This window comes from Jilunia laotingensis (genome assembly GCF_014385165.1).
In the GTDB taxonomy this organism is placed as follows: Bacteria; Bacteroidota; Bacteroidia; order Bacteroidales; family Bacteroidaceae; genus Bacteroides; species Bacteroides laotingensis.
On record NZ_JACRTF010000001.1, the window covers coordinates 163,630 to 175,872 of the forward strand.

Below are 12,243 nucleotides of genomic sequence, written 5' to 3' on the forward strand. Positions count from 1 at the left end.
TTCTAATAAAATCATATGCAATTCACAATATATGATTATTTCGCCAACAAGTTTATTTTTCTGTATAGATAGCTGGAGGAAGGACGTATAAAGCTTCTTTGCTATCAGAAATGTTCGTCATCTTAGTCTCTGGATCACCATACCAGAACAGCGTAGATGCATAATCCACTTGTCCGCCATCCCAGCTGATCAGTTCAAAATCGAATTGTAAACGTTCGTTGAACGGTACAATATCCAGATTTCGTGTACGAACAAAGGTGTTGTATCCTCTCGAAGCCTCATCATCTTCCCGTGGCGCACCTCCGAAAGGATTGAAATAAGGATGAATAGGTGCAAAAGTTGTATTATAGTAATCCTCAGTGCCACATCCGAAATGAGAAGGAAACTCTTCATTATCTATCCAAATATGTTCGTCACCCTCGCCATACCAGCGTGGGCAGTGGTTATACAAAGAGAGCATATCACCTTTAAAAACGCCCCTTCCCTGTAAAGTCCCCATATTATAATCCAAACCACGATTTGTTTCCAACCCGTTTTCCTGTTTCCATCCGGCATGGAAATATAGCGTATTGGCATTCCATTTCCATGCAGAAATGCATGCTTCTATCTTAACATTGGCCGAGTTTTCTGAAATGTTCTCAACCTCAATATGAGCTTTCCGTCGGTAAGGCATGACAAAACGTAGTTCCGAATACCCTTTTCCATCCGCTTCCAGATAATAGCTGCGGACAGCTGGAGCCCCCATACCCGCTCCCGTCAAATCACTTAATGGCGCACATACTGTTTGAACACCATCAAATGAGATTTTGACTATCAGACTGCGCATTAATGAAATATAATTAGCGGAGCCAACTTCCGATACGCGAATCGAAAGGCTTCGAACCGCTTTCTCTCCGTCCGGAAGTTCCATCCTTAGAGACGAGTGGGCTGTCAATCTGCTCTCTTTTATTTCGGGATTTTCAGCATAGTTTTTGGGATGCATGAGTTGCTCGCTGATTTTCTGTGCTTTACCTTGCAAAGCCTCTCCGTCTTTAAGGGTAAAAGTCTGAACTTTGGTTTCTTTAAGGAACTTGCGACAAGAAGCATGAAAGAAGTAATCACGATCTACATTGTCTGCCGTTATTTTACAGCTTTGCGCATAAGGGAGGGGATAGTAGAAACTGCTTCCTTGTGTGGTAGAATAGTGTTCATGCTTGTACAATAACCCTTCGGGGATGTCTAGCGGAAATAGAGAAATATCATAAGCCGGAATAAAAATGCGGGCTTCCTTTTCTCCGTCAAAGTAGATACGTAGATTAGCACCGTCGGAGCCACCGGTAGTAAGTATTCGGGTAATTACACCGGGACCTTCTTCATCGAACAATACTTTCTCTACCCGTCCGTTATTGGCTTCGTAACGAACAAATCCTGTATTATCACGATTGGCATGCCAAGAAGGGGTGCCCGGTATTACTGACCTGCGATCATAACTGGACACGTGTTTGGTCGTAAAAACCGGGGCAGGAAAACAAGGTTCGGATTCTACAGAAACCATTTCTTCCATCAATGATTCTAAGGTGATAAAATCTCTGCCCGAAGAGCAAATCGGATCTTTACAGGAATGGAGTGACAAAATAGTCGCAAGGCTGTATAAATATAATAAAGAAGTAGTTCTCATTCGTATGTGATTTTGAAGTTAATGTAAGCTTCGAAAGCAGTTTCTTCATAAATGGTGGCTAATCGCACCGGACGACCGAAACATCCTTCGAACATAGATGTCATTATTTTATCCAATTTGTGTTCTATGATAATGTTATAATAAGTTTTGTATTGATTTTATGAGCGTTAATTGATATTCCAGATTGATTTTAAAGAATATATGTCGGCTGATACTATCTTGATTTGTTTATCTGTGGAGAGAGAATAAAACCGATTGAGTAAATCGGGCATGAAATTAGAGGTAATGACTACTTCACCATCATTACCGAAAATCTCGATGCTTGTCCGATCTACTAAGATACGCAGTTTCATCTTGCCATCGATACTTTTTAATGTGGCTCTACCTAAGTCGGCCCATTTATTGTCTACCGTTGGTCCGTCACAGAAAATCTGTTGTTTATCAGCGTCATAGTATATATTAGCGCCACGAATACCAATTGTAAAAGAAGAAGACCGGGTCATATCGAATTCAAATTGCATATCATATAAGTCGCCTTTCAATTTATTTAATATGTTATTACCTGCCGTAATTGTCTTATTCTTCCATCTATCATATTGATCATAAAGATTACTGATTTCTCTGACAGGGATTCTGTATGCTCTTAATCCATTTGGGGTACTGTGCAGAGTGAGTTCCGTCGGAAAGTTCATCTGTTGTTCAAACGGCATATCCGGATAGCGCTGTGTAGGCATCCATGCGAGATGCAGGCATCTGCCATCGGGGACATTACTCCATGTCATCGCTGCATAGAAGTTCCTGCCAAAGTCTCCTTCCAGTATTCCCGTTTCCGGTTGGAAGTGAGTACCATCGAACGAACCGATCTTATATTTGCCGTTAGCACCATAAAACAGCCATTTAATATTGTTACTGTCTCCGTCAACCGGAAGAGGGAAAAAACCCGGACATTCCGTGACCCCATCAAGCGTCAGAGACGATAGTTGTCTCCAATCCTTTAGATTGTTGGAAGCAAATAGACCGAATTCGCATCCCTTATCCATATAAAGAGACATTATCCATTGTCTGGAGTTCGCATCCCATACCATTTTGGGATCACGGTTGGCTTTATGGATGTTTCGTATGATGGGATTCTTGTCATAGTAAGTAAAGGTCTTGCCAGCATCCGTACTATAAGCGATACATTGTGTACACAGCGGACCTAAGCCATCGTCAGGATGCCCACCGTTGGTTATGAATGCGATGATCGGTTTCTCATCTCCGTTTTGGAAGCCGGTTACGTTGTGTTCATCTACTACGGCAGAGCCAGACCAGCAACCCGCCCATACCTTATGAGGAGTAATGTGGTTCGGAATCTGTTCCCAATGAATCAAATCCTCGCTGATGGCATGTCCCCAGTCTTTGTAAGCACCGGGGCGATGCGGTGGCATATATTGGAAAAACATGTGATATATTCCATCATAATAAATCAAACCATTCGGATCATTCAGCCAGTTCTTCTTGGCAGAGAAATGAAACTGCGGACGATAAGCTTCTGTGTAATATTCAGGCCGACCGTCCTTCAGGTTCTGTACTCCGGAAAGTAGCATGACCTCCTTGTCAGACAAGTAACGATTCCACAAGCCGATGTGATCAATCAAACCATCGAAAACAAATTCCGCTGAAGCGTTGGAAGTGTCGGAATATCCTTCTCCATCCTTGTACTGACCACCAATCAATAACGGACGCCTGTTCCAGTCTCGAATATCGCCTACTGTAACTTCATCATCCCGGAGTTGTCCATCCACATACAATTCGGAAGTTTTTCCGTTAAAACGAAAAATGATGTCGTGCCATAGTGTAAGTTCTTCTCTAGGTATTCTATATTTTAAAAGGTGTGCCCCTGCAATATCATCACTTCCCAATAATACCTCTAGATAAATGTTTTTTCCCTGGGGATTGAAAGCAACATTGTAAGCAAGGCTTTGATCATTACCCGCTTTTGTTAAGATAGGGGTGTAGCCGGTGATATAATTTGCTTTCACTCTGGCCAGAATAGAAAGGTGTTTACCATTTAAGTTCAGTTCATTGTCTGCCCCCTGTCCCGCACTTAGGAAGCCGCCATCGAATTTAGCTACTAAGGCATCCCCTCCCCGGGCTTTAGAAGCATCAGCTTCTTCTCCCTGTAAGGTAATGACGGAAACATTTCCATTCTTCGTGAGCCTGCTGTTCTTTTGTGTAGCATCATTTAAATCTTTGAACGTCCATACGGCTATTGCACCTTTCTTGAAAGGATGATCCGGAGCAGTTCCTAAACAGGAATTTCCATAGATTGCATGACTAAATGGAAACAGGCAGATATATGACGTTATCACATATCTGCTGAATTGTTTTCTTCTGATTGCGGTGTATTTCATATTATACATTGCTAAATATGTTTATTTTTACAGGTTAAACGACATCGCAAATATAATATTTTATTCCCTATATGCAAATAAAATAAATACATATATGATTTACATATGATAATTTTATTATTTACATATATATGTTGTAAAGGGGGATTATATGTAAATAGAAGGAATGACCATCTGTTATTAAAGGATCTTTCATTCGAGTGAAAGTGTAATATCATTCGTAAAAACATCCCTGTCTGATCACCTATACTTCAAGCGGTTACGTTTAATTCATTCTGCAACTGAATTAAAGAAATTTTCATACATAAACTTATCCCCCGACTGAAGGCATTCGACCTCACCGATGAACACCCTGTTGATCACCGAGGAAGCCCCCCTTCATCACCGAGGAAGAGGTCGTTGATCACCGAGGTAAAAATAGGCTATAATATACTTTGATTATCAATCATTTGGCTTTGCATAATTGATATTGCCACACAGAGATCAGCTAACGAAATTTATTGACATAATCCCTGCTGACAGGTCGGTATACGATCCACAGAAATTCGAATTCTTTCAACTTTGCAGTTTCACCGTAACTCCTTTGCCATTTTTGCTGCAACAAACACATTCTTTGCGCAAGGTTCTTTCCTTAAGATTGAAAATAAGTCCCGGATTAAAGTGCTGCCCGTTGATGCGGGTTTCAAAGTGTAAATGTTCTGTGGTAGCACGGCCGGTACGTCCTGTCAAAGCAATAGGCTGCCCAGCCAACACATAATCGCCACTCTCGACCAGATTCTTAACATTATGACTGTAAATAGTTTCAAGCCCTGTAGAGTGACGAACTACTATCACATTGCCATAGGCGGCATAAGGTTTCGACATCCGCACAATACCACTGAACGCAGCACGGATGGTATCTCCGGCACAAGTCTTCAGATCGACCCCACTGTGCCCTCTCCGAGAGCCATAGCCTGAAATCACTTTCGCACCGGGCAAAGGAAAAGAATATTCATTTTCGGCTAAAGAATCAAGATGCAATATCAAACTATTGCCATCAGCGAATAATCCGGGAGTCGCTACCCGGATATGATTAATTTCCATATCCGAGAAACAAGGTTTCTCGGGTAAATCCACCTTCCCTACCATAGCAGCAAGGGTGCATATGATCCAAATCAATGTGTTTTCCATGTAATAAGATGATTGTATGTTTGAAATAATAAGATATTTGTATCAGTCAAAAAACAAAATTTGTGCTTCTTCGGACGATGCATATTTCCTCAATAAGTTCTGAATCATGTCCGCAGCATCTTGAAGCCCTTCTTCCCCACTATAGCCATTGACAATCGCCAATATATGAGTGGTCTCCAGTCCCATTTTGGTACGTTCATTATCACTGGTCGGAGTCCCGATCCCACCTGAAGCATCGCGATATACCGGGAGCCCTTCAATGTTCAACACCCCACGTCCGATTCCTTCGAATGGTTCACCGGGTTTACCGATACCTAGTTCCAAACAGGTTCCTTGAATCTTATCGGCATCAAAACCTCCGATGGAATATCCCGTACGCAGCGAAACAAGATTGATCAAGTCAACTAAAGTGTCAATCTGATACAAGTCGATACCGCGCATCAAACGACGGCGGAGCGCCTCAGCCGAAGGTCGGTAACGTCCTGGATCTTTTCCACATCGCTTATAAGCCTCACGTGTGGCTGCAATGGCCGGTTGTAACTTGATGTCCTCCATCTGGGTGGAAGTGGTCAGTTCTTTCGTAAAAGCAGCGATCTCTTCCCACAATCCTTCGCTGTATGCGGTGTTCTTTACCGCAGCATACACGGCAGCCCCTCTGAAACCGGGACATGCTTCCTTTATTTCTTTAGATACTGTAATTGTAAACATAGTAGTTATTGTATCATTATTCCCGACAGGATACGACCGGATGCAATCCCCAACCGCCTGGCAGAGAAAAATTCTTCCTGTTGCCGATATGTACAGATGCCGGCAATCTCTATTTGGGAAGAAGGGACTCCGAAATCGAGTAATTGCAGACGATTTGCCTCCCATAAATCGATATGTTGTTTCCTTGTTTCCGTATTGCGTCTGGAGATTCGCGACAGATCAAAGCCATTCCGCCTGAAAGCCTCAACCACTTCATCTCCCACTTCGAAGGCTTCCAAAGAGATACTTGGACCGATACATGCTATTACATCTTTGCCCTCCGTCCCATAAACGGCATACATCCGTTCTAAAGCATGGCCGACAATATAGTCCACCGTTCCTCTCCACCCGGCATGTACGGCAGCTACCGCCCGGTGTTGCGTGTCAAACAATAAAACAGGCACACAGTCGGCTGTAGAAATGCAAATGCAACAACCCGGTTCACAGGTCATTACGGTATCGATTCCTTCCAAACTCTCCATCTTTTCTTCTCCGGAAAGAGATAGAAATGCTTCATTTACCACCAGCGACTTTACTCCATGAGTCTGATGAGGAATAATCAATTCACGAGGACGTTGAGGCATTGCCTCAAACAGACGTTCCTGATTCCGGCAAACATGATCGGCCTCATCACCGGCAAAAGGAGAGCAATTGAAAGTGGCATAAGTGCCTTCGCTGCATCCCCCAAACCGTGTGGTCACAAAATGAAAAATGTCGGGATACACGCCAAGAGACCTGTATCCCAACATTCTTTTATCTTCAGTAAGCGAAATCATTTCTCTTCCCAGTCTTCTTCTTCGTATTCGTAATCCAAGTCGTCACCGTCATCCCCCTCTTCATCTTCGTATTCATATTCGATATCTTCGTCCTCTCCCATATCGATCAGTTCCTGTTGCAACTTATTGACATCTTTCGGACGATGGACGATGGCTTCGATCTTATTACTTTCCTTATTAAGTTCTTCCCAGAGGATATCTTTCAATTCCGAAATTCCAAGACCCGAAACGGAAGAAATAAAAACATGGGGAATACCTTCAGGAAGGGTCGGTTCGATCTCGTCCATCAACTCCTGATCGAGCATATCGCTTTTGGTGATGGCAAGTACCCGTTGCTTGTCCAGCATCTCAGGGTTGAAAGTCCTCAGCTCGTTCAACAATATCTCGTATTCCTTACGAATATCGTCACTATCTGCCGGGACCATGAAAAGCAACAGAGAGTTACGTTCGATATGACGAAGGAAACGCAAGCCCAGTCCTTTGCCCTGGCTGGCACCTTCAATAATGCCGGGGATATCCGCCATCACGAATGATTTCCCCTCACGATAGGAAACAATTCCCAAATTAGGTTCCAAGGTGGTAAACGGATAATCGGCAATCTTAGGCTTAGCAGCAGAGATGGCTGAAAGTAAAGTCGACTTACCGGCATTAGGCAGACCGACCAGTCCGACATCCGCCAATAACTTCAACTCCATGATCACCGTCATCTCCTGCATCGGTTCACCCGGTTGGGCAAAACGCGGAGCTTGCCGGGTTGCTGTCTTAAAGTGCCAGTTACCTTGTCCACCGCGACCGCCTTTCAGGAGAATCACCTCCTGACCGTGTTCGGTCACATCACAGATATATTCTCCTGTCTCTGCATTATAAACGACTGTTCCACAAGGAACTTCAATCACTTTATCGGCACCGTCCTTACCGAAACTCCTGTTCTTGCTCCCCGATTCTCCGTGTCCCGCCAAAGCATGACGGTCGTACTTCAAATGGAGCAGTGTCCAGTAATTACGGTTACCGCGTAATATTATATGGCCTCCTCTTCCGCCATCGCCCCCGTCAGGACCGCCGTTAGGAACATATTTCTCACGCCTCATGTGCGTAGATCCTCTCCCGCCTTTACCCGAGCGACAGTATATCTTTACATAATCAACAAAATTCGATTCAGCCATTTCCTTCGCAATTTAATTATTTAAATACTTTCGATAACCTTGCTGATGTCCTCAAAAATACCTTCCATCGTACCAAGACCGTGAATGTGCTGGTATTTACCTTCGCCCTTATAGAATTCTTTTAAAGGCGCGGTCTGAGTATTGTATACAACAAGACGTTTTTTGATTGTCTCCTCGTTATCGTCAGCGCGGCCGGAATCCTTACCACGTTTGATCAACCGGGTCATCAGTTCCTCTTCCGGAACATCCAGGTCAAGCATCACGGAAATATCCTGTCCACGTTCTTTCAACATCACTTTCAACGCTTCAGCTTGCGGAATAGTTCTGGGGAAACCATCGAAAATCACCCCTTTGCTATCTTTAAAACTATCGAATACGTTAGCCAGGATATCGATCATCAGGGCATCGGGAATCAATTGTCCCTGATCGATATAACTTTTAGCAGTTTTACCCAGTTCTGTGCCGTTCTTGATTTCTGCACGCAATACATCTCCTGTAGAGATGTGATTGATGCCATACTTCTCAACAATACGTTCGCTCTGTGTACCCTTTCCTGATCCGGGGGCACCGAAAATTACAATGTTCAACATCTTGTTAGTTATAATTTTAACGATTTACAATTTACCATTCTACTGGCAACACCTATTTATTTAATTTGTATTTGGATCAATCCACAACGGTATAAATATCGGGGTAGTTACGTCCAAAGCCGTCATAATCCAGCCCGTACCCCACAATAAAATCGTTCGGAATACGCATAGCTACGTATTCTATGTTTAAATCTATTTTCAACTTATCCGGTTTTACCAATAAGGAAGCAATATGAATTTCTTTAGGTCCGCGTGTCCCCAAGGTTTCCAGCAACCGTTGCATCGTCAGTCCCGTATCTACAATGTCCTCCACAATGACAACCGTACGTCCCGAAAGATCTTCATTGATGCCGATCACCTCTTTTATCTTTCCGGTGGATGCTACTCCTTGGTAAGAAGCCAACTTTACAAAAGATATCTCACAAGGGATTGTGATGTTCTTCATCAGATCGGCCGTAAACATAAACGAACCATTCAGCACACTGAGAAACAAAGGATTCTTACCTGCCAAATCCCGATTGATTTCATTAGCCACACGAGTCACTTCTCTCTGAATATCCTGTCCTTTAATAGAAACAGTAAATAATTTGTCTTTTATCTGAATGCTATCCATAACCGGTAGTTTAAAAAAGTTGGATGCAAAAATACAATTTTTATTCCAGTCTGATGGGCTAACAGGTTAGAAAAATCGCCCCGTCCTATAAAATCAGTCAAAAAAAAGGGTGACTTCCCAGAGCCACCCTTATAAACTAATATCGCATAAATCACTTGCGGACTACATTCCAAATGCAAATTTATCAATCGTCTGATAAACGATGCTCGCTATTCCCAAACCTACAATTCCTAACACGCAAATAGCCAAACTGATGCGGGTACATGCATCGCTCCGGAAAGTTGGAATAGGATTTTCGGACGGTGTGATATACATGGTCTTTACAATGAGCAAATAGTAATAGAGTGAGATCACCGTATTGATCAACGCAATGAAAACCAGCAAATGGAATCCGGCCTGAAAAGCAGACATGAAAATAAAGAATTTGGAGAAGAATCCGGCAAATGGTGGGATACCTGCCAACGAGAACAGGAACAGGGTCATAACAAATGCCAGTTTCGGATTGGTCTTGTAAAGCCCGGCATATTCCTCAATCGTAAATTTATGGCTACGCAGTGCAACAATGGTAATCACGGCAAAGACTCCTAAATTAGCTGCTGCATAAACCAACACATAATATACCAATGCAGACATGCCCGAGGCAGTACCGCCAATGACTCCCAACATAATATATCCGGCTTGTGAGATACTGGAGAATGCCATTAACCGTTTCAGGTTTTGCTGCCGCAGAGCAAATAGATTGGCAATCGTGATGGACACGATCGTAATCCAATAGAGTACTTCCTGCCAATCGGCCATCATCGGAGCAAACACTTTAATCAAAACAGTTAACAACACAAATGCAGCAGAACCTTTGGAGATCACACTCAGATAAGCAGTTACCACACTGGGCGCACCTTCATATACATCGGCCGTCCACAGATGGAAAGGCACCAAGGAAAGCTTGAAGCCCATACCGGTAAAGAAAAAGACGAAAGCCATCACCTGAAGCATGTTCCCATCGATATGCGCAGGCAGGTCATCAAAATAAAGCGTACCGCAGGTTCCGTAAATCATCGAAAGCCCGAACAATAGCAAGGCACTACTAAAAAGTGCGGTCAGGATATACTTTGCTCCTGCCTCGGCCGAATGGTGACGATACTTATCGAAGGCTACCAACGCTGCCATCGGAACACTTGCCGTTTCCAATCCGATGAAGAACATCAGAAAATGTCCAGCGGAAATCATCAGATACATTCCCAACAGCGTACAGAGAGTCATGATATAAAACTCCCCACGTTTGATAGCGGTATCTTCCAGTTTGAGCCATTCGGCAGCCATGAAGAAAACAACCACCGTACCGATATTCAGTACAGCCTTGATAATGGTCTGCATGGGGGTATACTGGTACATTCCGCCAAAAGCTTCCAAATTGCCGGCAACCGGCACAAGGTTGATCACCGTATGTATAATCATCAGTACAACCGGCAGTATGGTGGCGAAACGTGCCTGTCCGGGAGAATAGCGTTTCTCCGGATTCATAAACAAGTCTGCCAGAAAAACTATTAAGATAACTGCCACTAACGACAGTTCCTCTTTCATATATAAGAATTGCGAATAATCCATTTCTTTAATGATTAACGAGTTAATGATAAATGACCGGTCAAGGTATCAGGTTAGACACTACGGGAAGCACACTCTCGCTGATCATATCACTGATCCAGAAAGGTGCCAAACCAATGCCAGCCACACAAACAATCAGGCAGATAACTGCAAAACGTTCATCCCAGGTTGCATCCGTCAGTTCCAGGTGATGCTTGTTGGTACAAGTCCCATAAAGAATCTTACCTACCAGACGAAGTATGTAAACCGCTGTTATTACGATCGAAGTACATGCTATGATGGTCAGTGTACGATGGAATACATCAAAGTTTTGGAAAGACCCTACGAAGATGGTCATTTCGGCAACAAAACCGCTTAACCCCGGTAAACCCAAGTTGGCAAGTCCGGCAATCACATAGCAGACTGAAAGGAATGGCATGATCTTCATCAGTCCGCTCAACTCCCGGACATCACGGGTATGAGTACGTCCATAGATCATACCGATAAGGGCAAAGAATAATGCCGTCATCAAGCCATGACTCAGCATTTGGAGTACCGCCCCGGTACATGCCGTCTGATTCATCATCAGAATGGCAAAGAGGACGAGTCCGCAATGGGATACGGAAGAGTAGGCGTTGATGTACTTCAAGTCGGTTTGCACACAAGCGGAGAAAGCACCGTAGACAACAGAAATGCCTGTCAGAATCAGGAATATCCAGCTCAGCTCATTGGCAGCCTCGGGCATCAGATACATGGCGATGCGGAAACATCCGTATCCCCCCAGTTTCATCAATACTCCGGCGTGAAGCATGGAAACGGCAGTCGGTGCAGAAGCATGACCGTCAGGGCTCCACGTATGAAAAGGAAACAAAGCTCCCAAAACACCGAATCCCAAAAAAGTGAGCGGAAACCAGATACATTGCTGTGCAAAAGGAATGCTATGCAATCGGGCTATTTCAAGGATATTCATGGTAGTTGCACCTGAACCGAAATAGATGCCTAGAATGCCAATCAACAAAAAGGCGGAACCTCCCATCAACATCAAGGTCAGTTTCATAGCGGCATATTCCTTACGTCCCGAACCCCACACACCGATCAGGAGATACATCGGAATAAGTGCAATCTCATAAAACATGAACATCGTGAACAGGTCGATAGAGATAAAGAAACCGAATACCCCCATGGAAAGCAGCGTGAACCACAAGAAGTATTCTTTCGTCAGCGGCTGCAACCGCCAAGAAGCAAAAGTACCCGTAAAAACGATGACCGCTGAGAGCAGCAACATGGCAACAGAGATGCCATCGACTCCTACGGAATAGGAAATATGAAGTGGCGCATACCACACGGTATCAGCCCGGAAAAGCATTTCGGCCGTGTCACCCCCGGCACGTGCCTGTAAATACCCCACCGTAAGTGCAATGGCGGAAACAAGTAGTGCGGAAGCACCAATGACCATCACCGTACGTATTTGTGCTATATTGCGGCTCAACCAAAGTCCAAGCAGCATCAACAGGGGAATGAGTACGAAAATTGATAAAATATTCATAGCTTAT

At 43.8% G+C, this 12,243-nt stretch carries 10 protein-coding genes; all 10 read right to left on the reverse strand.

The annotated features are described in order from the left end of the window. Nucleotides 1-52: 52 nt before the first annotated feature. Nucleotides 53-1,657 carry a glycoside hydrolase family 172 protein gene (locus H8744_RS00795; RefSeq protein ID WP_262433012.1) on the reverse strand — a complete coding sequence of 535 codons (1,605 nt, stop codon included), beginning with the start codon at nucleotides 1,655-1,657 and terminating at the stop codon, nucleotides 53-55. A 167-nt stretch (nucleotides 1,658-1,824) separates the two neighbouring features. After that, on the reverse strand, nucleotides 1,825-4,050 hold the full coding sequence (locus tag H8744_RS00800) for a glycoside hydrolase family 32 protein (protein ID WP_262433013.1): 2,226 nt from the start codon (nucleotides 4,048-4,050) through the stop codon (nucleotides 1,825-1,827). A gap of 555 nt (nucleotides 4,051-4,605) precedes the next feature. Then, nucleotides 4,606-5,178, reverse strand: coding sequence for a M23 family metallopeptidase (locus H8744_RS00805; RefSeq protein ID WP_305067408.1), 573 nt, complete (start codon nucleotides 5,176-5,178; stop codon nucleotides 4,606-4,608). 84 nt (nucleotides 5,179-5,262) lie between these two features. Next, entirely contained in the window at nucleotides 5,263-5,928 is a 666-nt protein-coding gene (locus tag H8744_RS00810) for a B3/B4 domain-containing protein (RefSeq protein WP_262433015.1), read from the reverse strand. Between the two features lie 5 nt (nucleotides 5,929-5,933). Beyond that, the gene (pgeF, locus tag H8744_RS00815) at nucleotides 5,934-6,743 is read right to left on the reverse strand and encodes a peptidoglycan editing factor PgeF (protein ID WP_262433016.1); all 810 of its coding nucleotides are present in this window, start codon (nucleotides 6,741-6,743) and stop codon (nucleotides 5,934-5,936) included. Next, nucleotides 6,740-7,906 carry a GTPase ObgE gene (obgE, locus tag H8744_RS00820; RefSeq protein ID WP_262433017.1) on the reverse strand — a complete coding sequence of 389 codons (1,167 nt, stop codon included), beginning with the start codon at nucleotides 7,904-7,906 and terminating at the stop codon, nucleotides 6,740-6,742. The genes pgeF and obgE overlap by 4 nt, the downstream gene beginning before the upstream one ends. A gap of 20 nt (nucleotides 7,907-7,926) precedes the next feature. Further along, a complete protein-coding gene (locus H8744_RS00825) occupies nucleotides 7,927-8,496 on the reverse strand; it encodes an adenylate kinase (protein WP_262433018.1) in 570 nt (189 codons plus the stop codon). A gap of 76 nt (nucleotides 8,497-8,572) precedes the next feature. Then, nucleotides 8,573-9,109 (reverse strand): hypoxanthine phosphoribosyltransferase, encoded by a 537-nt coding sequence (gene hpt, locus H8744_RS00830; protein ID WP_262433019.1) that lies wholly within the window; start codon nucleotides 9,107-9,109, stop codon nucleotides 8,573-8,575. A 162-nt stretch (nucleotides 9,110-9,271) separates the two neighbouring features. Beyond that, nucleotides 9,272-10,714, reverse strand: a complete 1,443-nt coding sequence (locus tag H8744_RS00835; protein WP_262433020.1) for an NADH-quinone oxidoreductase subunit N — start codon at nucleotides 10,712-10,714, stop codon at nucleotides 9,272-9,274. A 37-nt stretch (nucleotides 10,715-10,751) separates the two neighbouring features. Further along, nucleotides 10,752-12,236, reverse strand: a complete 1,485-nt coding sequence (locus tag H8744_RS00840) for a complex I subunit 4 family protein (RefSeq protein ID WP_262433021.1) — start codon at nucleotides 12,234-12,236, stop codon at nucleotides 10,752-10,754. Nucleotides 12,237-12,243 lie beyond the last annotated feature (7 nt).

What these genes read in the sequence shown, in the direction of transcription:
- H8744_RS00805 (WP_305067408.1), bottom strand. Translation starts at nt 5,178, where the DNA reads ATGGTAGGGAAGGTGGATTTACCCGAGAAACCTTGTTTCTCGGATATG.
- H8744_RS00840 (WP_262433021.1), bottom strand. Translation starts at nt 12,236, where the DNA reads ATGAATATTTTATCAATTTTCGTACTCATTCCCCTGTTGATGCTGCTT.
- H8744_RS00800 (WP_262433013.1), bottom strand. Translation starts at nt 4,050, where the DNA reads ATGAAATACACCGCAATCAGAAGAAAACAATTCAGCAGATATGTGATA.
- H8744_RS00795 (WP_262433012.1), bottom strand. Translation starts at nt 1,657, where the DNA reads ATGAGAACTACTTCTTTATTATATTTATACAGCCTTGCGACTATTTTG.
- pgeF (WP_262433016.1), bottom strand. Translation starts at nt 6,743, where the DNA reads ATGATTTCGCTTACTGAAGATAAAAGAATGTTGGGATACAGGTCTCTT.
- hpt (WP_262433019.1), bottom strand. Translation starts at nt 9,109, where the DNA reads ATGGATAGCATTCAGATAAAAGACAAATTATTTACTGTTTCTATTAAA.
- obgE (WP_262433017.1), bottom strand. Translation starts at nt 7,906, where the DNA reads ATGGCTGAATCGAATTTTGTTGATTATGTAAAGATATACTGTCGCTCG.
- H8744_RS00825 (WP_262433018.1), bottom strand. Translation starts at nt 8,496, where the DNA reads ATGTTGAACATTGTAATTTTCGGTGCCCCCGGATCAGGAAAGGGTACA.
- H8744_RS00810 (WP_262433015.1), bottom strand. Translation starts at nt 5,928, where the DNA reads ATGTTTACAATTACAGTATCTAAAGAAATAAAGGAAGCATGTCCCGGT.
- H8744_RS00835 (WP_262433020.1), bottom strand. Translation starts at nt 10,714, where the DNA reads ATGGATTATTCGCAATTCTTATATATGAAAGAGGAACTGTCGTTAGTG.